At 63.1% G+C, this 21,101-nt stretch carries 22 protein-coding genes, 1 tRNA gene and 1 other RNA gene; 15 read left to right on the top strand and 9 right to left on the bottom strand.

The window, feature by feature from the left end; genetic code table 11:
• The first annotated feature begins 40 nt into the window (after nucleotides 1–40).
• The 3 genes from miaB to AC1C2O_RS04345 are packed head-to-tail and all read left to right on the top strand — an operon-like array spanning nucleotide 41 to nucleotide 3,082.
• Nucleotides 41–1,591: a tRNA (N6-isopentenyl adenosine(37)-C2)-methylthiotransferase MiaB gene (gene miaB / locus AC1C2O_RS04355; RefSeq protein ID WP_495429220.1), complete on the top strand. Its 1,551-nt coding sequence runs from the start codon at nucleotides 41–43 to the stop codon at nucleotides 1,589–1,591.
• A complete protein-coding gene (miaA, locus tag AC1C2O_RS04350) occupies nucleotides 1,584–2,507 on the top strand; it encodes a tRNA (adenosine(37)-N6)-dimethylallyltransferase MiaA (protein ID WP_495429219.1) in 924 nt (307 codons plus the stop codon). Before miaB ends, miaA begins: the two co-directional genes overlap by 8 nt.
• A 32-nt stretch (nucleotides 2,508–2,539) precedes the next feature.
• Entirely contained in the window at nucleotides 2,540–3,082 is a 543-nt protein-coding gene (locus AC1C2O_RS04345; RefSeq protein ID WP_495429218.1) for a dihydrofolate reductase family protein, read from the top strand.
• Here AC1C2O_RS04345 and AC1C2O_RS04340 read toward each other — a convergent pair.
• The gene (locus AC1C2O_RS04340; protein ID WP_495429217.1) at nucleotides 3,046–3,276 is read right to left on the bottom strand and encodes a PLDc N-terminal domain-containing protein; all 231 of its coding nucleotides are present in this window, start codon (nucleotides 3,274–3,276) and stop codon (nucleotides 3,046–3,048) included. The genes AC1C2O_RS04345 and AC1C2O_RS04340 overlap by 37 nt on opposite strands.
• Before the next feature lie 82 nt (nucleotides 3,277–3,358).
• Between AC1C2O_RS04340 and AC1C2O_RS04335 the strand changes: the two genes are divergently transcribed.
• Entirely contained in the window at nucleotides 3,359–3,781 is a 423-nt protein-coding gene (locus AC1C2O_RS04335; RefSeq protein ID WP_495429216.1) for a GNAT family acetyltransferase, read from the top strand.
• 5 nt (nucleotides 3,782–3,786) lie between these two features.
• Here AC1C2O_RS04335 and AC1C2O_RS04330 read toward each other — a convergent pair whose 3' ends face one another.
• A complete protein-coding gene (locus tag AC1C2O_RS04330) occupies nucleotides 3,787–4,218 on the bottom strand; it encodes a hypothetical protein (protein WP_495429215.1) in 432 nt (143 codons plus the stop codon).
• A gap of 63 nt (nucleotides 4,219–4,281) precedes the next feature.
• On the opposite strand from AC1C2O_RS04330, the gene AC1C2O_RS04325 reads away from it, so the two are divergent.
• The 3 genes from AC1C2O_RS04325 (at nucleotide 4,282) to AC1C2O_RS04315 (ending at nucleotide 7,316) form a co-directional block, all read left to right on the top strand.
• On the top strand, nucleotides 4,282–4,962 hold the full coding sequence (locus AC1C2O_RS04325; protein ID WP_495429214.1) for an ArsR/SmtB family transcription factor: 681 nt from the start codon (nucleotides 4,282–4,284) through the stop codon (nucleotides 4,960–4,962).
• Nucleotides 4,963–4,972: 10 nt separating this feature from the next.
• A complete protein-coding gene (gene dapF / locus AC1C2O_RS04320) occupies nucleotides 4,973–5,845 on the top strand; it encodes a diaminopimelate epimerase (protein WP_495429213.1) in 873 nt (290 codons plus the stop codon).
• Between the two features lie 88 nt (nucleotides 5,846–5,933).
• The gene (locus AC1C2O_RS04315; RefSeq protein WP_495429212.1) at nucleotides 5,934–7,316 is read left to right on the top strand and encodes an LLM class flavin-dependent oxidoreductase; all 1,383 of its coding nucleotides are present in this window, start codon (nucleotides 5,934–5,936) and stop codon (nucleotides 7,314–7,316) included.
• 6 nt (nucleotides 7,317–7,322) lie between these two features.
• Here AC1C2O_RS04315 and AC1C2O_RS04310 read toward each other — a convergent pair whose 3' ends face one another.
• Nucleotides 7,323–7,964 (bottom strand): class I SAM-dependent methyltransferase, encoded by a 642-nt coding sequence (locus tag AC1C2O_RS04310; RefSeq protein ID WP_495429211.1) that lies wholly within the window; start codon nucleotides 7,962–7,964, stop codon nucleotides 7,323–7,325.
• 59 nt (nucleotides 7,965–8,023) lie between these two features.
• Between AC1C2O_RS04310 and hflX the strand changes: the two genes are divergently transcribed.
• Nucleotides 8,024–9,529, top strand: coding sequence for a GTPase HflX (hflX, locus tag AC1C2O_RS04305; protein WP_495429210.1), 1,506 nt, complete (start codon nucleotides 8,024–8,026; stop codon nucleotides 9,527–9,529).
• A gap of 42 nt (nucleotides 9,530–9,571) precedes the next feature.
• Here hflX and AC1C2O_RS04300 read toward each other — a convergent pair whose 3' ends face one another.
• Nucleotides 9,572–10,240: an SIMPL domain-containing protein gene (locus tag AC1C2O_RS04300; protein WP_495429209.1), complete on the bottom strand. Its 669-nt coding sequence runs from the start codon at nucleotides 10,238–10,240 to the stop codon at nucleotides 9,572–9,574.
• Between the two features lie 127 nt (nucleotides 10,241–10,367).
• Here AC1C2O_RS04300 and ssrA point away from each other — a divergent pair.
• Nucleotides 10,368–10,737: a transfer-messenger RNA gene (gene ssrA, locus AC1C2O_RS04295) on the top strand.
• 84 nt (nucleotides 10,738–10,821) lie between these two features.
• On the opposite strand, the gene AC1C2O_RS04290 is transcribed toward ssrA, so the two are convergent.
• Both AC1C2O_RS04290 and AC1C2O_RS04285 read right to left on the bottom strand, forming a co-directional pair.
• Nucleotides 10,822–11,313: a hypothetical protein gene (locus AC1C2O_RS04290; protein ID WP_495429208.1), complete on the bottom strand. Its 492-nt coding sequence runs from the start codon at nucleotides 11,311–11,313 to the stop codon at nucleotides 10,822–10,824.
• Between the two features lie 29 nt (nucleotides 11,314–11,342).
• Nucleotides 11,343–12,134 (bottom strand): inositol monophosphatase family protein, encoded by a 792-nt coding sequence (locus tag AC1C2O_RS04285; protein ID WP_495431668.1) that lies wholly within the window; start codon nucleotides 12,132–12,134, stop codon nucleotides 11,343–11,345.
• A 122-nt stretch (nucleotides 12,135–12,256) separates the two neighbouring features.
• On the opposite strand from AC1C2O_RS04285, the gene AC1C2O_RS04280 reads away from it, so the two are divergent.
• Nucleotides 12,257–12,329, top strand: a tRNA-Lys gene (locus tag AC1C2O_RS04280).
• Between the two features lie 86 nt (nucleotides 12,330–12,415).
• Nucleotides 12,416–13,390, top strand: a complete 975-nt coding sequence (locus tag AC1C2O_RS04275; protein ID WP_495429207.1) for an SDR family oxidoreductase — start codon at nucleotides 12,416–12,418, stop codon at nucleotides 13,388–13,390.
• Nucleotides 13,391–13,500: 110 nt separating this feature from the next.
• Here AC1C2O_RS04275 and AC1C2O_RS04270 read toward each other — a convergent pair whose 3' ends face one another.
• Nucleotides 13,501–13,644, bottom strand: a complete 144-nt coding sequence (locus AC1C2O_RS04270) for a hypothetical protein (protein WP_495429206.1) — start codon at nucleotides 13,642–13,644, stop codon at nucleotides 13,501–13,503.
• A gap of 167 nt (nucleotides 13,645–13,811) precedes the next feature.
• On the opposite strand from AC1C2O_RS04270, the gene AC1C2O_RS04265 reads away from it, so the two are divergent.
• From AC1C2O_RS04265 to AC1C2O_RS04250, 4 genes are all read left to right on the top strand, one after another.
• The gene (locus tag AC1C2O_RS04265) at nucleotides 13,812–15,053 is read left to right on the top strand and encodes a glutaminase (protein WP_495429205.1); all 1,242 of its coding nucleotides are present in this window, start codon (nucleotides 13,812–13,814) and stop codon (nucleotides 15,051–15,053) included.
• Nucleotides 15,054–15,224: 171 nt separating this feature from the next.
• Complete coding sequence (locus AC1C2O_RS04260; protein ID WP_495429204.1) at nucleotides 15,225–15,899, top strand: hypothetical protein; 675 nt, start codon at nucleotides 15,225–15,227, stop codon at nucleotides 15,897–15,899.
• 63 nt (nucleotides 15,900–15,962) lie between these two features.
• Nucleotides 15,963–16,964: a CPBP family intramembrane glutamic endopeptidase gene (locus AC1C2O_RS04255; protein ID WP_495429203.1), complete on the top strand. Its 1,002-nt coding sequence runs from the start codon at nucleotides 15,963–15,965 to the stop codon at nucleotides 16,962–16,964.
• A gap of 31 nt (nucleotides 16,965–16,995) precedes the next feature.
• Nucleotides 16,996–17,646: a TetR/AcrR family transcriptional regulator gene (locus tag AC1C2O_RS04250; RefSeq protein ID WP_495429202.1), complete on the top strand. Its 651-nt coding sequence runs from the start codon at nucleotides 16,996–16,998 to the stop codon at nucleotides 17,644–17,646.
• On the opposite strand, the gene AC1C2O_RS04245 is transcribed toward AC1C2O_RS04250, so the two are convergent.
• Nucleotides 17,647–18,300: an NAD(P)H-binding protein gene (locus AC1C2O_RS04245; protein ID WP_495429201.1), complete on the bottom strand. Its 654-nt coding sequence runs from the start codon at nucleotides 18,298–18,300 to the stop codon at nucleotides 17,647–17,649.
• Nucleotides 18,300–21,035 carry an ATP-binding protein gene (locus tag AC1C2O_RS04240; protein WP_495429200.1) on the bottom strand — a complete coding sequence of 912 codons (2,736 nt, stop codon included), beginning with the start codon at nucleotides 21,033–21,035 and terminating at the stop codon, nucleotides 18,300–18,302. Before AC1C2O_RS04240 ends, AC1C2O_RS04245 begins: the two co-directional genes overlap by 1 nt.
• Nucleotides 21,036–21,101: the final 66 nt, after the last annotated feature.

The following is a 21,101-nucleotide window of genomic DNA, read 5'->3' as shown; positions in this document are numbered from 1 at the left end:
CGGAGATAGTCTCAGATTCCGCTCGTAGAATGGGTTCATCATGACTATTCCGCGCAGTGAACCGACGATCATCACGGCCTCGTCGGCAGCCGTCGACGCTGACGGACATCAGCGAACGTACGAAGTGCGCACCTTCGGGTGCCAGATGAATGTGCACGACTCTGAGCGTCTTTCCGGTTCGCTCGAGAGCGCGGGCTATCTCCGCGCTGACGACGGGGCGGAGGCCGATGTCGTCATCATCAACACCTGCGCAGTTCGCGACAACGCGGCAGGCAAGCTCTACGGCACGCTCGGTCACCTCGCGTCGGTGAAACGGCGCAAGGACGGTATGCAGATCGCCGTCGGCGGGTGTCTGGCACAGATGGACAAAGACGTCGTACTCGACAAGGCGCCCTGGGTTGATGTCGTGTTCGGCACGCACAACATGGGCTCGCTGCCCGGCCTGCTCGAGCGCGCGCGTCACAACGGTGATGCCGAATTAGAGATCCTGGAATCTCTCGAGGTGTTTCCCTCGACGCTGCCCACCAAGCGTGATTCCGCACACAGCGGCTGGGTGTCGATCTCGGTCGGCTGCAACAACACGTGCACGTTCTGTATCGTCCCCAGCCTTCGCGGCAAGGAGAAGGACCGCCGGCCTGGCGACATCCTGAACGAGATCCGACTCCTCGTAGATGATGGTGCAATCGAAGTCACGCTTCTTGGCCAGAACGTCAACTCATACGGTGTCGAGTTCGGTGACCGTCAGGCTTTCGGGAAGCTGCTGCGCGCAGCTGGGGAGATCGACGGCCTGGAGCGTATTCGTTTCACGAGCCCACATCCGGCTGCCTTCACTGACGATGTCATTGACGCGATGGCAGAGACGCCGAATGTGATGCCGCAGCTGCACATGCCGTTGCAGTCAGGCAGCGACCGTATTCTGAAGTCGATGCGGCGTTCGTATCGCAGCTCGAAGTTCCTCGGCATCCTCGACAAGGTGCGCGAGCGTATTCCGTACGCGGCGATCACTACTGACATCATCGTTGGTTTCCCGGGCGAGACCGAAGAAGACTTCGAAGACACGATGAGAGTGGTCGAGCAGGCGCGCTTCGCAAGCGCCTTCACCTTCCAGTACTCCATTCGCGAGGGCACTCCCGCCGCGACCATGGAGAATCAGATCCCGAAGGCAGTGGTACAGGAACGCTACAACCGCTTGCTCGCCCTGCAGGAGCGGATCGCGCTGGAAGAGAACCAGAGTCAGATCGGTCGTGAGGTCGAAGTTCTCGTCGCCAGCGGCGAAGGCAAGAAAGACGCCTCAACGCACCGTCTGACCGGCCGCGCCGAAGACAACCGGCTGGTTCATTTCGAGGTCACGGCTGGATCGGAGATTCCGAGGCCAGGAGACGTGGTCACAGTGAAGATCACGCACGGGGCGCCTTTCCACCTGCTCGCCGATGACCCGACAGGTGCGCCGTTGCGCATTCGACGCACACGAGGTGGTGACGCCTGGGATCGGTCACAAACGGAATCCTGCGGTATTCCGACACCTGCTGGTGAGCCGGGCGCTCCGCGCGCCGTGTCGCTGGGCCTTCCCACTCTGCGCGTCGGTGTCTGACACACCCCTGGGCGCGAGGCCGCGCCTTTGGGCTGTCGTCGGCGCGACGGGCACGGGTAAGAGCGATCTGGCTCTCGACCTCGCCGAGACTCTTCGTAGCGCCGGAAATCCCGCCGAGGTAGTCAACGCTGATGCCATGCAGCTTTACCGCGGTATGGACATAGGCACCGCCAAGCTTCCGATCGACGAGCGCCGCGGCATCCCACATCACATGTTCGACGTGCGCGAGGTGGAGGAGGACGCGGCAGTCGCCTGGTACCAGCCCCTAGCGCGCGCCGCGATCTCCGACATTCATGCGCGTGGTGGCGACGCGATATTGGTTGGTGGTTCCGGGCTGTATGTATCGAGCGTGATCTTCGATTTCCAGTTCCCTCCGCGCGATCCTGCGGTACGCGAGCGACTCGAACTCGAACTCGAAGAGTATGGTGCTCCCGCACTTTTCGCCCGGCTGCAGCTGGCCGATGCCGTGACGGCGGCGCGCATCGACCCGAAGAACGGCCGTCGCGTGATGCGTGCGTTGGAAGTCATTGAACAGGGCGCAGAGACACACGGTGCGGCTCTTCCGGACAAGCCTCAGCTCTGGCACGCGGCTACACGCATCCTTGGCCTACATGTCGAACGCCCTGAACTCGTTGAACGCCTTGATCGCCGAGTGGAACGGATGTGGCAGCAGGGCATGCTGGGCGAGGTCACCCTGCTGCGCGAAGCAGGGCTGGAGCGGGGTACGACCGCGCCGCGAGCCATCGGTTACGCCCAGGCGCTCGCGCAGCTGGCGGGGGAGAAGTCAGAGGCAGACGCGATCGCCGAGACTCAGACGCTGACGCGACGCTACGCACGCCGTCAGGTTTCGTGGTTCAAACGCTATCCGGACCTGCAATGGGTCAGCCCTGGAACGGATCCCGCGGCCGCGTTCTGACCGATGTCAGTGGTGGGTGCGAGCATGCTTGTATGGCGACTCACTATTTCACGGCGTCCAGCCTCGACGGTTTCATCGCGACGACTGAGCATTCGCTCGACTGGCTGCTGAAGCAAGATGTCGATCCTGACGGGGCGATGGCCTATCAGCAGTTCGAAAAGACGATCGGCGCGCTGGCGATGGGAGCATCCACCTACGAGTGGGTGCTCGAACACGAAGGTGGTAGATGGGGTTACACCCAGCCTGCGTGGGTGTTCACGCATCGTACGCTTCCCATACCTGATGGTGCGGATGTCACGCTCACTCAGGCGCCCATCGCCGAGGTTCATGCGGCGATGTCCGAGGCAGCGGGGGAGCAGGATCTCTGGATCATCGGGGGCGGTGATCTAGCAGGGCAGTTCGCCGACGCCGGCCTGCTCGATGAAGTTTGGGTGCAGTTCGCTCCCGTCACGCTCGGAGCCGGTTCCCCGCTGCTCCCGCGCACGCTGGATCTCGAGCTCTTGGAGGTCGCTCGAAACCGCGATTTCCTGTGTGGGCGTTACCGGGTATCGCGTCTGACACCGAACACGAAGTAGATGGCGGGACCGATCCAGTTCACCAGGATGACGGGGATCCAGGCGGGCTTCGGGCCCCGCAGTTCCTCGTCCGCCCGATGTGCCAGATCCCAGAATGCCAGCGCCGCGAAGGCGACCTGCACGGTTCCGAGCGCTGCGAGCGCCGCCTTGCCTGTCGGGCTCACCTGGCTGATGTCTTTCTTCGCGCGACCCATGTCTCGACCTCCTGGGTTCTATCCTCGGCCTCTGACGCGCTGTGCGCCAGAGCGGCGGCCGTATTCGCTGTAGAGTTCTGCGGTGACTTCGCAGATACGCGCTTTCGTCCGGGAGGATACCGATTCGGTCGTCGGTCTTTGGCAGCATGCCGGACTCGTACGGCCGTGGAATGACCCGTACCTCGATATCGAGCGCAAGCTGAAGGTGCAACCGGAACTGTTCCTCGTCGCCGAGGAGGCCGGAACGATTGTCGGCACTGTCATGGCCGGTTACGACGGCCACCGGGGCTGGCTGTACTACCTCGCGAGCGCGGGAGATCGCCGTGGCGAGGGCATCGGACGTGCGCTCGTCGTCGAGGTAGAACGTCTGCTTGAGGCGATGGGATGCCCGAAAGTGCAACTGATGGTGCGCGAAGGTAACGAGCAGGTCCTCGGCTTCTATGACGCGCTCGGCTACGAGCGCTTCGACGTCTCCAACACCGGCAAGCGGCTGATCGCCGACTGAAGTAGTCAGCGTGCAGTCCACGCAGAAGCGAGCTGTTTGGCGCGCAGGTGCTGATCCGGCGACAGGACCAGAACCAGTCGGTGGTCATGATCGCTGTACTGCACGAGGGTGTCGATCCTGGAGTCGGCAAGCATACGAGTAAAGGCGCCGAGCTGACCTGGTTTCTCCTGGTCGAGTCTCACCATGACGACGTCGCTGATGGTGACGGGGCCGATCCCGTGGGAATTCAACGCCGCGACGGCAGTGTCGGCATCATCCACGAGGAAGTGCGCGATCGATGCATCTTGATGCGTGAACACGCCTCCGCCGTCGAGGCTGACGCCTGCGGCGCGGAGAATCTTGCCGAAATCAGCCAGTGACCCTGGACCCGTGCGCAGCAGCAAGCCGATGTCCCGCAGCACGGCGCTCCGGGCATTGTCGTATGTGTGCAGTGTCATGCCCGCACAATACTGCGGAGACGTTTCGGGATGCACCGAAGTGTGCGCGCGTACGATGGCGACATGTCGCGTGATCTCTCGGTGATCGGGCATGCGCTGTCAGCGCCGACCCGCTCCACTTTTCTCAACATTCTGATGGACGGTTCGGCCCGCCCTTCAGGAGAACTGGCTTCTGCCGCAGGTGTCAGCGCGTCGACGGCGAGCGAGCACCTGTCGGTGCTGCTCGATGCGGGTCTCATCGAATGCAGACCCCGCGGTCGCCAGCGGTTCTATGCGATCACCGACGCAGAGGTCGCTAGCGCGCTCGAACGGCTGGGGCATCTGTGTCCACCGGCGCCGGAGATCAGCTACAGGCAGGCCGCGGGTGCGCGCGAGTTGGCCCACGCCCGGCTCTGCTACGACCATCTCGCCGGGCGGCTAGGAATCGCGCTTGCAGAGAGCCTGACGGAGAACGGGTGGGTCGATCGTGATATGGCCGCTGTGACGCCGAAGGGGGCAGCACACCTGCGGGCACAGGGCATCGAGGTGAACGAACTCACCGGATCCCGTCGTCTCTTGGTGCGCGGGTGTCCGGACTGGACCGAGCGCAGACCGCACCTCGCCGGCTCACTGGGATCCGCGATCGCGACATCCTTCCTCCAACGCGCATGGGTGGTTCGGAGGCCGGCCGGTCGCGGTCTGGACATCACTCGTGTCGGGCATGTGGCTTTGAAGGAGACGTGGCGGGTCACCGATCCTCTCTAGACTGTTGGGCATGGTCGCATTCACCAAAGGACACGGCACCGGCAACGATTTCGTCATCATCGCCGACCCTGATGGAGAGCTCGTACTCACTGCCGATCAGGTTGCCGCGCTCTGCGACCGGCACTTCGGCATCGGCGCCGACGGTGTGCTGCGTGTTGTTCGTTCCGCCTCGATCGCCGAGGGAGCCGCGTCGCTTGAGGAAGAGCCTGCGGCCGAATGGTTTATGGATTACCGCAACGCCGACGGATCCATCGCCGAGATGTGTGGCAACGGCGTTCGCGTATTCGCGCACTATTTGGTGCGCGCCGGGCTCGCAGTGATCGAACCGGGCTCCACGCTGCCGATCGGCACGCGTGCAGGGGTGCGCGACGTCACGAGCAGCAGCAACGGCTACCAGGTTGATCTCGGGCGCTGGCGCCTGTCCGGTGTTGACCCACTAGCCAAGGCACGCGGTCTCTCCGTCGCACGCCCAGGCCTCGGCATTGACGTCGGGAATCCGCACGTGGTCGTCGCGCTTGCTTCTGAAGAGGAGCTCGCTGGCTTGGAGCTCGAGTACATCCCCGAACTCGAGCCCGCGCTGCCGGCTGGAGCGAACGTGGAGTTTGTCGTGCCGGGGGAGCCGCTCGTGCGCGATGGCATCGGTCACGTCGGCATGCGCGTGTTCGAGCGTGGCGTTGGCGAGACGCTCAGCTGCGGAACCGGAGTCGCAGCCGCCGCCCTCGCGGTGCGCTACTGGGCAGGCGACAACGCACCCGACAACTGGCGCGTCCAGGTGCCTGGTGGCACGCTGGGGGTGCGTATGTTCGCTGCAGAGGATGGCGAGCACGTCGCGCTATCAGGGCCGGCACAGCTGGTCTACAGCGGTGAGGTCGATCTGTTCTGACCTGATGATCTGAAGCGGTCAGCCATTCTGAGTCGCCAGATGACCGCCGATGAGGTGTCAAACCAAACCATCGGGCACCATTGCCGGTATGACCAAGCAGATCCGCTTCAACGCCTTTGACATGAACTGTGTTGCCCACCAGTCCTCTGGCATGTGGCGGCATCCGCTCGACCAGTCAGCGCGCTACAAGGAACTCAGCTATTGGACCGAGCTTGCCACGCTCCTTGAGCGCGGCAACTTCGACGGGCTGTTCATCGCCGATGTGCTCGGCACGTACGACGTTTACGGTGACTCCAACGAAGCCGCTATCCGCCACGGTGCGCAGGTGCCGGTGAACGATCCGATCCTCCTCGTCAGCGCCATGGCGGCAGTAACTGACCACCTCGGCTTCGGAGTGACCGCGGGCACCGCCTATGAGCATCCATATCCGTTCGCGCGGCGCATGTCGACGCTCGATCACCTCACCGGCGGACGCGTGGGCTGGAACGTCGTCACCGGCTACCTGCCGTCCGCCGCGCGCAACATGGGACACGACGATCAGCTCGAGCACGACCAGCGCTATGACGTCGCTGACGAGTACCTCGAGGTCACCTACAAGCTGTGGGAGGGATCCTGGGAGGACGACGCGGTCATACGAGATCGTGAGAGCGGCGTCTTCACCGATCCGTCGAAAGTGCACGAAATCGACCATCATGGCACGCACTTCACGGTTCCAGGCATCCACATCTCCGAGCCGTCGCCGCAGCGCACCCCGGTGATTTACCAGGCAGGCGCATCCCCTCGTGGCATCGCGTTCGCCGCCGGCAACGCAGAGGCGATCTTTGTCGCCGCTCCGACCAAGGGGGTACTCACGGGTGTCGTCAAGAGAATCCGCGATGCTCTTGAGGGCGCGGGCCGCGACCGTTACTCCGCGAAGATCTACACGCTCTTGACGATCATCACAGACGAGACGAGCGAGAAGGCGCACGCCAAGCACGAGGACTACCTGCAGTACGCCAGCGACGAGGGTGCGTTGGTGTTCATGTCCGGATGGATGGGCATCGACCTGTCCCAGTACGACCTCGATGATCCAATCGGTAACGTCAAGAGCAACGCCATCCAGTCCACCGTCGCGAACTTCCAACAGGCAGGTGACGACGGCAAGGAGTGGAAGGTCCGTGATATCGCGCGGCTCGGAAACATCGGCGGCCTCGGACCTCGCGTGGTCGGTTCGCCGACGGAGGTCGCAGACTTTCTGCAGGACTGGGTGGAGGAGACCGACGTCGACGGGTTCAACCTCGCCTACGCGATTACTCCCGGCACGTTCGAGGACATCATCGAGTTCATCGTTCCCGAGCTGCAGCGCCGTGGCGTCTACCAGAACGAATACACTCCAGGCACGCTTCGCCATAAGCTGCATGGCCGTGGTGATCGGCTTCCTGACGAGCACCGCGGAGCGAGCTTCAGCCTGCGCCACACATCCACGGTGTGACGGTGTTCAACCGATCGTGATCGGCTCCGTCGGAGGGTTGCCGTGCTTGCGAACCTTGATCACACGGTAACCCTTGCTCGTCGCTGTGCGGAACACGCTGTAGCCGGGGTGGAAGGTCGAGCCGACCCACCGCTGCAGCGAATCTGCACCGAGGTTTCGCTGCACGACGAGCCAGGCGTCACTGTGTTCATCGAGGCGGGGGATCCAGCGCTCTAGCATGTCGTGCAACATGTCCTTGCCGACCCGGATCGGCGGATTCGAGCGGATCGTCCGGAAGGCGACGTCGTCGGGAACATCGTCGGGCAGTACAGCGTTGATGTTTGTAAGGCCCAACGCGCTGGCATTGCGACGGACGAGATCGAGCGCACGCTCGTTCACATCGACGGCCCACACCGTGGCGTGCGGGGAGGCGAGCGCCATAGTGATACTGATCGGGCCCCAGCCGCTTCCGAGGTCGAGAAAATTGCCGCTCGGAGGCAGCGGTGGCATATTGGCGAAAAGAACTGCTGTACCGGCATCCAGGCGGTCAGGACTGAAGACGCCACCAGCGGTGGTCATCTCGAGTTCTCGACCTGCGAGCGAAACCCGAATGGTTCGCAGGTTCTCCGGACTTGCCGGGGTCGCAGTGAAGTAGTGATCGGACCCCATATGGCGAGCGTACCGGACAGGCGGGTTAAGGTTAAGGCGCCGCACACAGAAGGCAGAGGATGACGAAAGCAACAGACGAAACTCGCACCGACGAGACGCTGGACCGCGTGCTCGCTAACGCGGAGACGCGCACCGAGGCGCGCGTGTTCGGCGCTGCGCAGGCGCTGCACGACAACACGACCGCCGCTCACACCAATCGCGACGGCGACCAATGGGATTTGGAAGACCGACATGCGCTGCGTCGCGTCGTCGGTCTGTCCACCGAACTCGAAGACGTCACCGAGGTCGAGTACCGCCAGCTGCGGCTTGAGAATGTCGTGCTGGTCGGGGTCTATCCGCAGGGAGCACAGACGGACGCCGAGAACTCGCTACGCGAGCTGGCAGCCCTCGCAGAGACGGCGGGCGCTGTCGTTCTGGATGCTGTGCTGCAGAGGCGTCCGAACCCGGATCCCGCTACATATCTCGGCCGTGGCAAGGCGCAGGAACTCAAAGACCTCGTCGCCGCGACCGGTGCTGACACCGTGATTGCCGACACCGAGCTCGCACCCAGCCAGCGGCGTGCTCTCGAGGATGTTGTCAAGGTGAAGGTGATCGACCGCACGACGGTGATCCTGGACATCTTCAGCCAGCATGCCAAGAGCCGCGAGGGCAAGGCACAGGTCGAGCTCGCCCAGCTCGAGTATCTGCTGCCGCGTCTGCGCGGTTGGGGTGACTCGATGAGCAGGCAGGCCGGTGGCCAGGTCGGAGCCGGCGGCGCAGGTATGGGTTCGCGTGGTCCCGGTGAGACGAAGATCGAGCTCGATCGTCGGCGCATCCGCACGAAGATGGCGCTGCTGCGCCGGCAGATCCGTGATTTCGGGCCGGCTCGCGAAGCGAAGCGTGCCGAGCGCAAACGCAACACGATTCCGTCTGTCGCGATCGCTGGCTACACCAACGCGGGCAAATCAAGTCTGCTCAACGCGCTCACCAGCGCGGGCGTACTGGTCGAGAACGCGCTGTTCGCGACGCTGGATGCCACGGTGCGTCGCTCCGAGACTTCTGACGGCCGTGTCTACACGTTCACTGACACCGTCGGGTTCGTTCGGAACCTGCCGCATCAGTTGGTTGAAGCGTTCCGGTCGACGCTGGAAGAAGTCGCGGACGCCGACATCGTTCTGCACATCGTCGATGGCGCGCATCCTGATCCCGCTGGGCAGCTGCTGACGGTGCGTGACGTGATGGGGGATGTCGGAGCGCGCGATCTTCCTGAGATCGTCGTGTTCAACAAGGCTGATCTGATCTCTGACGATGACCGTTTGGTGTTGCAGGGCCTTGAACCGCACGCGCATTTCGTCTCTTCACGCTCTGGCGAGGGCATTGAAGAACTGCGTGCCGCGATTGATGAGGCACTGCCGAAACCTGCGGTGGAAGTGCATGCGCTCGTCCCGTACGACCGTGGAGACCTCGTCGCTGCCGTGCACGCGACCGGGATGCTGCTGTCTTCGGAGCATGGCGAGCACGGTACGAGCATCCACGCGCATGTGTCAGAGCGCCTTGCGGCGGAGTTGGCGCCTTTCGCGCAGTAGCTGCCGTTTTCGGTCGTCCCGACTTCGGGACGACCGAAGACACTAGCGTGCGGTGAAGCGACCCTCGACGGTCGCTGCAACCACGATGTCGTCCGGTTCGTACTCCATCGAAGGCCCGGAGTCCGCTGAAGCGGAGAACGCGAGACCGCGCGCTTTCATAGCCTGAAAGCCCGCGGGCGGCTGACCGCTAGAGATGAGTCCGACATCGGCGATCTCCAGTGGAGTGACGCTGGCGAGGCCCAGGGCGCTGGCATAGGCCTCAGCGCGGGCTACCGCGATGCCGACGGCGGTGGATGCCACTTCCCGCTCGACGCGCGCACGAGTCTCGGGCGTGAGCTGCCAGTTCACTGTGCCGACTTCGACACCGTCCCACGCGGAGATGTCCGACACCCAGATCGACAGTTCTGATGCTTCCGTGAAGGTCGCGCTGAAGTCGATGGTGGCGTGGAACACGAGTGCGAGGCGCTTGCCCTCGCTGTTCCATGGGCGTTCGGCACGCACGGCCAGACGCTTGCTGGCCCATTCGGCAACAGTGCCGGCATCCTTGCGTTCGGTGATGCTCGTTCGCAGTGGTTCGGCCAAACTCATCGCCTGTTCGACGACGGCAGTACGTTCTGATCCCTCAGTGCGAACGGTGACGCGGATGGTGGCGCGTTCGGGCGCGATACGTGCCTCGTTCTCGCCGCGGACAGTGATGGTGACATCGCTCATGGGAGCGACTCTACGCCAGGAATAGCATGCCGCCCGGATCCGTTGTATCCTGTGATGCTCGGGTGTTTAAGTAGTCCGAGGTGATAAATCCACAGAGTGACAGCGGTCCCTTCGAAAGAAGGACCACGGGGCTGATCGGTTTCGACAGCGCTTGTGAATCCACGTGAAGCGGGCCGAGGATGCAGGGTTATCTCGTGAACGCTCCCTGCAAAACTATAGTTGCCGAAACAAAGCGCAACGACTTCGCCCTCGCTGCATAAGCGAGCCCGATAGTCCGTCAGGCCGTATGTGATTCCGATACGGATCCTGGCGTCATTTAGGAATCTTGCTGTGTGATGGCGTTTGGACGTCACACGGGACTCTTCCCAGGCTGGGCTTGTCGACTTAGGTGTCTGTGACAAAGGTCGGAGCCGAGTAGAACGTCTGCACAGACTGCGCCCGGAGAAGCCGTGAATACTCAGCGTTGGACGGGGGTTCGATTCCCCCCAGCTCCACCGTGCCGCTGTCACAAGAATGAAGGCCTGCCTCTCTGGTGAAAACCAGGGAGGCAGGCCTTTTTTCATGCCTGCGCGAAAGCTGGCTCAGGGGAACGAGATCAGCACCAGGCTCTGCCTCGTGTCTGCCAGAGTCGTCCAGCCGTCGCCGAATTCATAGGTCATGCCGTATCCGTCGTCGTCTGTGGCGATTGCGAATTCAGGATTCTCTGTGACGTAGACATGGCCGTCGATGTCTGCTCGCACCCAGCCTTCGGAAATCAGCTTCTGCTGTGCGGCGCTGGCGGCTGAGGCGTCGAGGGGAGCCCAACCGAAGACCTGTACGTGATCCGAAGCGATAGTGAAATCACCCCAGACGCATTCGATCCCGCCTTCGATGACGTCGGCGCCGAAGCGGAATTCCCGTTTTTCGTAGGTCCAGTCCTGATCGGTCAGGGCGCTGATCGTGCTGGGCTCGATAATCGTTTCGCAACTCGGTCCGGCCTCGGCCTCCTGAGGGGGAGCCGAGGTGGAGCATGCGGTCAAGGTCAGTGTGATCGTCAGTAGAGCGAGGGCGGCGGTAGGGATGCGGGGAATCATCTCGGCCTGTCGGTCAGCGGTTCGTTGAGTCAGTCGTTTGTCGGGGGATGGGTGAGTTCGAGGAACGCTTCGTGAAGGATGCTGTTGGTGGCCAGCGATGAGCGAGCGGAGATCGTGTCGACGCCGTCGAAGGAGGTGAAAGTTCCACCGGCTTCACGCACGATGGGCACCGCAGCGGCGATGTCGTACTCCTTGACGTCGAACTCTGCGACCATCTCCAGGCGTCCCTCGGCGAGCAGCATATACGCATACACGTCGCCATACGCGCGGTCACGCCACACACGGTCGGCGACACGCAGGAGTGCAGGAAGGTGCCCGGCATCCGCCCATTGGGTGATGCTCTGGAAGCTGACGGCCGCCTCATCGAGTGAAGCCACCGCTGACGTTGTGAGGCGCCGCGGTGCAGCATCCATCGTGGTCCATGCGCCAGCGCCCGTTGCGGCCCACCAGCGGCGTTCGAGAGCCGGCATGCTGACCACGCCGACCTGGGGCACCCCGTCGATCGCGAGCGCGATCATCGTGCCCCACAGCGGAACTCCGCGCATGAAGTTCGCGGTGCCGTCGATCGGGTCGATGATCCACTGGCGATGGGTGCTGCCCTCGACGCCGAACTCCTCGCCGAAGATGCCATCGCCAGGGCGCGCGTCTGCCAGCAAAGCCCGGATGGCACGCTCTGTGGCGAGATCTGCATCGGTGACGTGTGTGCGATCGACCTTGGTTGAGATCTTTAGATCGGCAGCATCGAAACGCGGAAGGGACTGCGCATCGGCGGCATCAGCGAGCCTGAGTGCGAGTTCGAGATCGTCCGAGAAATCAGTCATAATGGGGGAGGCGCTCACGTTCTCAGGATACTGGGCGCCGCGCCACGCCGGTTCCTCGCTCGATTTCACATGAGCTTGAATCGCTGGTAATGTAATTCCTCGGCCGGGGAAATCCCAGCCACGCACCTCTAGCTCAATCGGCAGAGCAATTGACTCTTAATCAATGGGTTTCGGGTTCAAGTCCCGAGGGGTGCACGGATAAGCCTCGAAAACACTCTCGCCAGTGTCTTCGAGGCTTTTCTGCTTCCTGCTCTCATCTGCTGCCTCGGTAGAGTACGTGCATGGGTGCGATGAAAGTGTTGTTCATAGGCGGGACAGGGATTATTTCCTCGGCAGCGAGTGAGCTCGCATCGACGCGTGGCATGGACGTGACGCTGCTGAATCGCGGACAGTCGCGCCGCGCGCCCGCGGACGGGGTCGAGGTGCTGAGGGCAGACGTCTCGGATGCTACTGCAGTCGATGCTGCGCTCGCGGGTCGCGAGTTCGACGTCGTCGTCGACATGGTTGCCTTCACTCCTGACCAGGTACAGCGCGATATCGAACGCTTCGAGGGGCGCACGGGACAATACGTCTTCATCAGCTCCGCATCCGCCTATCAGAAGCCGGTCGCGCGCCTGCCGATTACCGAATCGACGCCGTTGCGCAATCCGTACTGGCAGTATTCTCGCGACAAGATTGCGTGCGAGGACCTCCTCACCACGGCGTACCGCGACCGCGCGTTTCCCGTGACCGTGCTGCGTCCATCGCACACCTATGACAAGTGGACGATCCCCGCATTCGGAGGCTGGACGGCGATCGATCGAATCCGTCGAGGCGAGGAGATCGTCGTTCACGGTGATGGCACATCTCTGTGGACCCTCACTCATGCGAGCGACTTCGCGGTTGGATTCGTGGGGCTTCTTGGCAACTCGCTCGCGTACGGAGACACGTTCCAGATCACGAGTGACTTCGTCTACACATGGAACGAGATCTATTCGATCCTCGGGCGCGCGGCCGGGGCAGAACCGAAGCTCCGCTATGCGACCAGCAGCTCGATCGAGCGGGCCGCGCCGGAACGCGCGGGTCAGCTCACCGGCGACATGGCGCACTCAGTCGTCTTCGACAACACGAAGATCCGGCGGTTGGTGCCCGACTTCAACCCAACCATCGCGCTCCACCACGCGGCGAATGAAATCATTGAGTGGCACGACGCGCACTCGGAACTGCAGCGCATTGACCCGGGCATGAACGCGCTCTTCAACGGGCTCGTCGGCTAGGGCGTGTCTGACAAATAGATCGGCGGCTACGACAAGCACGCGGTCATCTACCGTGCCGCGGTCGTCCTCAATGCTGTCGTTACCTGGTCCCGACGGCTGTCCCAGTCGTCCTAAGCTGCAGGCTTCCTCTGCGCGGCGATAGCGGCACCGAGAAGCCCGCCCGCAGATGCCAGCAGCAAGAGCGCTCCGGCGATCATCGCGATCTCGTCCGGCATCGGCAACTGGCATCGAGACCCCGCCGCAGGGTTAGGCATGCAAACTCGTCGTGCCTGGTCCCCGAGCGTCCACAATTGCGCGGTGTCGTCGGTGAGGTCTTGACCATGTGCCGACAACACACTGTCTACTTGCGAGCGCGGTGACGAGGGTTGTGATGACTTCTTGGTGCTGCCCTTCGACCAATGCAAGAAGACATGGAGAACGAATGCGTTCCATAGTTCCCGACTACCTGACCGATGTGCTGGGAGATGTGGAAGCGGATGCCTCGGGGGAGATGGCGGGATACATTCCCGAACTCGCCTCGGCCGATCCCGAACGCCTCGGTGCGGTCTTCGCCACCGTCGACGGTGAGGTCTACGGTGCGGGCGACATTGATATCGAGTTCACGATCCAATCGATCTCCAAGCCGTTCACGTATGCATTGGCCCTTTCTGATCGAGGATTCGATTCGGTGCTCGCCAAGGTGGGAGTTGAGCCATCAGGAGAGGCATTCAACGAGATCTCCCTCGAAAGCGACACCGGGCGTCCCCGCAATCCGATGATCAACGCAGGTGCGATCACCACTCACTCACTCGCGGGAACGGAGAGCCTGAATCCGCTTGAGCGCGTTGAGCGCGTTGTTCAGGGGCTTTCGGCGTTCGCTGGCCGTCAACTGCGGGTAGATGAGACGATATGTGCCTCAGAGATGGGGAGCGCGCATCGCAACCTCGCCATCGCACATATGCTGCGCAGCCATGGCATCCTCACCGAGGATCCGAGGGCCGTCGTCGATGGGTACATTCGGCAGTGCTCGGTGCTCGTGACCGCGCGGGACCTCGCGATGATGGCCGCGACGCTGGCCAACCGCGGGGTGAATCCGCTCTCGAACGAGCAAGTGGTGGACCAGACAGTGGTGCGCCAGGTGCTCAGCGTCATGGCCACGTGCGGAATGTACGACGCGGCAGGGGACTGGGCGACCCAGGTTGGCATACCTGCGAAGAGCGGCGTGGCCGGCGGGCTGATCGGCGCCCTGCCAGGCCAGCTCGGCATCGCCACCTTCTCTCCTCGGCTGGATGTACATGGGAACAGCGTTCGCGGGGTGTCGTTGTTCGAACGGTTCTCGTCCGATATGGGCCTGCACGTCATGGAGGTGCCGCCTGCTGCGCGTGCGGTGGTGCGTTCTAACCGTGTCCGCGCCGGAGTGGAAGGGATGACGCGCATCTTCCGACTTCAGGGCGGGATCCGTTTTGCCGGAGCGGAGCGGATTGTTCGCGAGGTACTCGAAAGCGCGCCTTCGGAACCCCGGGTGGTGCTCGACGTCTCGCTGGTGCATTCGATTGATGACGTGGCAAGGCGGATGCTCCTAGAGGTCGCACGCCGACTCACGCTGGACGGTCACGAGGTCATTTTCGTCGGTCCGGAGGAGATAATTCCGGCCCCGAAGCTCGGCGACGAGAAGTTCTGGTGAAGCCGCGCCGGGATAGGACTGCTCGACGAGCCTGAGAGTCCCGCGGCGGGGAAGGTGCGTCCCAGTGCAACCTCGACGATACCAATACAGTGTATTGAAATCCGTGGTACCATCGATCAAGTCCACCAATACACTGTATTGGTTGCTGTATCGATCGAAGGGAATGTGCGCATGCTGAGCGATCACCAGCGTCGAAAGGGCGCGGAAGACACACGTGCCGGCGACGGGCGGCCGCTCGAGCCGTTTCGCTGGTGGCATCTGCTCTCAGGGCGGAAGCTGCTCCAACTGCCGCTCACCTACGCAGATGGCAGCCGTATCGACTACGTCGTTGACGTCCGCACGTCCGGTAAGCAGGCCCGAGACGACGACATGGACCTGCACGAAGGCATGGTGCACCTGTATCTCGATGGTCGGCACCATGCCGCGTCGCCCCTGCCCGCTGTTATGCCCGTCGAAGGGGGCGTGATCGAGGTGTCCCTGGGGTCAGCCGGACTACGACGTGCCCACTATCTGCCGGACGGCGGCACCGGCCAGCGTATGATTCCGCACCCGAAGACAGCGATCGGCCGCAGGCTCCGTTTCCATCGAGATTATCCCGCGCTCAGCCGCCTGTTGGGCGCGATCTCGATCGTCGTGCTTGTGGTTGGCGCGGGAGTGAACGGAGTACAGCTGCTGGAGGTTCTCTCTGAGATTCCGCCGGTCGCCGAGCGCTTCGGGCGTTTTCACTCGCCGCTGGACCTCCCGCTCTGGCAAAACATCGCACTGGGTTTCGCGGCCGGCCTCGCGGCCACTGAACGTGCGCTCCGCCTGAAGTTCCACTGGCTGCTCGACGCTTTCGGCACCTGAGTACGTACGTCAGCCCACCACTTTTCCGCGCAATATTCGTTCAATTCGAAAGGAACCATCTTCATGAACAAGCGCACGAAGAACATTGCGCCGAACGTTGAATACCACCGTGTACTCGCCGGGGAGAAACGACGAATCGGTCGCGGCATCCTCGCGATCGTGCTCCTCATCGGCGGGATGCTGCTCTTCGGCGTCGTCCTCGCGGCCATTGCGGCAGCAGTGAACGCCGCAATAGGCGCAGACGGCCCTGCAGCGAACAACCCCCTTGTTTACGCTACGGGGATGCTCTCGCTCGCGTTGCTCATTCCCTGGAGCATGCTGATTCAGCGTTGGCTCTACGGAGTGAAGGGGGCGTCGCTCCACTCGGTGCTCTCGCGATTCCGATTCGACATTTTCGGGCGGGCGCTGGTTATCATTCTTCCCGCGTGGATCGTCTTCATCGGCGTGCAATACCTGGCGCCGGGGTCGGTGCCGGAGGGCATCGCCTGGAGGAATACGGACGTTCTCCTGTTCATCCTTGCCACGCTGTTACTCACCCCACTCCAGGCTGCGGGCGAGGAGTACGGTTTCCGCGGGCTGATCTTCCGGGTCGCCGGCGGGTGGGCGCGCGGAGCACGGGCGGGCCTCGTCGTCGGCATCCTGGTTTCGGCTGTGGCCTTCGCGTTCATCCACTTGTCGACCGACCCGTGGTTGAACGTCCACTACGTCATCTTTGCCGTCGGGACCGCGTTGATCACCTGGCGCACCGGCGGCATCGAGATCGCCGTGGTGCTGCACGGGGGGATCAACACGCTGGTCTTGATGATGGAAGCTGCGCTGCGTCAAGATTTCCAAGCCGCGGTGGATCGCTCCGCGGGCGTAGGAGAGATTGCGATCATCCTCGCGCCCGCCATCGTCATTATCCTCACGACTGTGGTGGTATTTATGATCACCTGGCGCAGCGGACCGGCCCGAACACCTGCCCTGCCCAGCCAGGACGGCGAGGGACACCCGGCTCGTTCGGGGGCGGATACTCCGCTAGGGCAAACTGCGACGCCAGAAGAGACCGTCGCACGGATAAACTAAAAACCTAATACAGCGTAACGGGAGGCACCAGATGGAAGCTCGTCCACCGGAAGGTCTGAGCACCCGTGACAAGATCCTCTGGGCCGCGGCGACGATGCTGGGAGGGGAGTCCGCGACGACGCCGAGCGTTCGGGCTGTCGCTGCACGGGCCGGGGTAAGTGCGGGATCGGTTCAGCATCACTTTCCCACCCAGCGCGAGCTGATGGACGAGGTGCTCGTCTTGGTCTACGACACCGTGCTTCCCGATGACAGCGTGCACGACTCATCCATACCGGCGAGGGACCGGCTCGTTGCCTCCCTCCAGCGACTGCTCGCACTCAGAGTCGAAGGCCTGGACCCGCGCGACGCGTGGGTCCAGGCCTTCGACCGCTACGTGAGGTCGACGCCGACAGAGGCGGCGCGCGACGAGTACTCGGCGAGCGTGAGGGAACTGCACCGTCGCATCGAGTTTTGCCTTGCGGTTCTCCAGGGAGAGGGGGCGCTCACCCCCGGTGACAACGCACGCCGAGCAAGATTCCTGTACACGGTCGTCAGCGGGCTCTCGATCACACAGGCGCTCCCTGCCGAGACCTCGCTGCTCCCGACCGAGCTCGAGGTGCTGCGGATGGCTGCCGACTATGTGCTGAACGAGCAACCGCCCTCTGAAACGCCAACATCAGAGACACCGGGATTCCAGGAGTGATCACACTCTGATGTTGTCGAACACGGCCTCCGGGATCGCGGTGGCGCCGGTGTTGAGCTCGAGGATCTGGCGGCTGATCCGATGCTCGTGGACGATCTCGGCCAGTGTCGCAGCAACGTCCTCACGGCTGATCTCATCGTGCAGTTCTGCCGGTCCCAGCGACGCCTTTCCCTGACCGGGTGCGTCCGTCAGCAGCGACGGTCGGAGAATCACCCAGTCGAGATCGGTACGTGTCAACGACACCTCCGCGCGCTTCTTGACGGCGAAATAGTACTCGACCTCCTCATCGAGGTTGCGTTCCCGCCAGGACTCCGGAAGCACCGAGACAAGCACGAAGCGTCGAACGCCCGCGGCGCGGGCCGCTTCCGCTGCTCGCTCCACTCCGTCGCCGTCAATCGCGGTGGTGACGTCTCGATTGCCCCCGTTGGAGCCTGCGCTGTACACGATCACGTCGTTGCCGGTGAACATCTCGGCGAGTTCGTTGACAGTCAGCGCCGCCAGATCGCCCATAGCGGTCCGGATCCCGAGCGCATCGAGAGCATCTCGCTGTTTCGCTGTACGAACGAGGCCAGATACGCCATCGCCGTGAGCGGTGAGCCGTTGCGCGAGCAGCCCTCCGACCGCGCCGGTGATGCCCACTACGAACACTCGCATCAGGCGAGCTGCAGCTCTTTGAGCTGTCTGCGGGACGAGATATCGAGTTTTCGGAAGATGTTGCGTAGATGGGATTCGATCGTGCGTGGACTCAAGAACAGCTGCGTGCCGACCTCTCGAGACGTTGCGCCGGTGGCCACCAACCGTGCGATGTGCAGTTCCTGAGCCGTGAGCTCGTCGGTCAGGCGAGCAGTGCGCTTTCGCGGATGCTCGCCAGTAGCGCGCAGCTCACGGGCGGCTCGCGAGGCGAAAGCCTCGACGCCCATTTCTGTCAGGAGTTCGTGGGCGGTGCGAAGATGATCGCGTGCCTCTTGACGGCGTCCTTCCCGCCGTAGCCATTCGCCGTAAATCAGATGAGCTCGAGCGGCCTCGCGAGCGATTCTCGACCCGCTGAGAAGCGTGATTGCTTCGAGATAGTACTCTTCTGCGGCAGCACCCATGATGGTCAAGGCGCGGGAACGCGCCTCCAGCCCGAGGGCCCATGCCGTGCCAGAGGCGCGGGCCCGCGAACTGAGACGCTCAAGGGCGCTGGCCGCGCTCTCGTGGTCGCCCGCGCGAACGGATGCCTCGATCATCTCGGGCAAGCCGATGATGCTGAGCGAAAGCTCGGCAGAGTCGCACGTCTTCGCTGCAGCACGCTGCGCGAGCGCATATTCGCCGAGTCCGTTATGAAGCACGGCGCTCGCATAGTGTGCCAATGCTGCTTCTCCGCTCCCCTCAGGAATGCGCTCGTCGCTGAGTGTGAGGGCATTCGACTCTGCGAGGACGGCTCGATCACCGCGCCAAGCTGCCAGGATCGCTCGGGTATGACGCATCTGAAACGCGCCAGTCGATTCCGTGATGATCGCGGCCTCGGCGCCCAGCTCTTCCGCACGGGCGATGTTGCCGCTGAACGTCAAAATGTGGGCATGGAAAACCAATGCGGCAGGTAGTCCTGCCAATGCGCCTGTACTGCGCGACAAGACGACATCGTACTCGGCGAGCTGATGAGCTCTTTCCTCATCGAGGATTCCGACCGCAAGTCGGCTTGCCAACCAAAGCCACGGCTGGCTGCCATCCTCCACAGCGGTGCCCTTGCTGATTGACTGGCTCAACGCATCTAACGCCACCCTCAGACGGGGAGTGCCGGCCTCGACCCCGCGCACAATCGTCACCGCGAGGCCGTCAAGTAGCAGGTCTACCGGCCGCGGAGGCTCGACAGTCGGCGCGGCGAGAGCTCTCTCGGCAATGATCGCCAACTCAGGCAGGCCATTGATCGTGGCTGCATCCAATGCGTGCAAATACGTTTCACGAGACAGAGCAGGGTCGAACGAGGCAAGCGTCGCAGCGGCGTTTACCAGCTGCTCCGGCACTTCTGCACCCTGAGTGAGGTGGAATGCGATCTGGGCGCGTAGCAGTTCGACTCGAGCGCGCGCCGGCGCGTCGATAGATCCACCCTCAGCGAACACGAGCAGATCCAACGCCGACTTAGATGCGCCGGCCCTGTGCAACGATTGCGCTGCTTCTAGCGCGCGCATCCCTCGAGCGGCGCTGTCAGGGGTGAGTTCCGTAGACCGTCGCAGGAATACACCGGCAGCGGCGTAGCCTCCGCGAGCACGCGCCCGCCCTGCTGAGCGCTCCAGCTCTGCGGCGACCTCCTCGTCAACACCCAGCACGGCCTGGGCGCGATGCCATGCTCGTCGGTCGGGGTCGAGGTCGGCGTCAGTGGCGGTGGCCAATGCGCCGTGCACACGTCGACGACTCGCCGGGTCCGCAGCCCGATAGACGGCTGAGCGCACAAGTGGGTGGCGAAATCGCACCCGAGAATCAATCTCAATCAGGCCGGCGGCTTCCGCGGGTGCGGCCGAATCGGAAGCCATGCCTAGTTCGGCGGACGCGCGGCAGAGCAGACCCGCGTCTCCGGTCGGGTCCGCTGCGGCGGCGAGCAGCAGCAATTGCGTTGCCTCGGGCAAGTCGCTCGAACGGCGTTGGAATCCACGCTCGACGCGGCTGGGGACATCCGATAGGTCGGGCAATTCGAATCCGCCCGCGAGCCGAGCAGCCTGACCGCTCATCGGTAGCTCCAAGAGAGCAAGAGGGTTACCCCTCGCCTCTGCGATGATCCGTTCGCGTACCTCGTCGTCGAGCGGTGCGTGGAGAGCCGTGTCCAACAACTTTCGCGCAGACGCGTCGTCGAGCCCTGTCAGCTGCAGCTCCGGCAAACCAGCGAAGACGCTCGGAGTGCCGGTGACATCACGCACACCGAACACAACAACCAGCCGCTCGGCATCAATACGTCGCGCCAAGAATGCCAAGACTTCGGCAGACGCTTGGTCCAGCCACTGCGCGTCGTCGATGAGACAGAGCAGCGGCCCCTGCTCGGCGGCCTCGGCAAGCAGATTGAGAGCGGCGAGTCCGACGAGGAACCTGTCCGGTGGGGGACCACTTCGAGTCCCCAGTGCCACACCGAGGGCAATCTGCTGCGGGTCGGGCAGAGCGTCAAGATACTCGAGGAACGGAGCGCAGACCTGATGAAGTCCGGCGAACGCGAACTGCGTCTCCGACTCGATACCGGTCGAAGTCTCCACACGGAATCGGGAGGCAACTGCCATATCGTGGAGATTTTCCAACAGTGCCGTCTTACCGATCCCCGCTTCGCCGCGCACGACGAGCACCCCACAGTGTCCTGCTCGCGCATCGATCAACAGCTGCTCGACCTTGCGGTGCTCCAGGCTCCTGCCCAACAGCTTCGACACGTTCGCTCCCGTTCGCGCATGGTCAGTTCCCGCAACCGAACTATGTGGTCACCACACCAGTATCCC

The organism is Microbacterium sp. Y355 (genome assembly GCF_059445345.1).
Note: the sequence above shows the minus strand (reverse complement) of the source record. Positions and strands in the feature narration are given on the sequence as shown.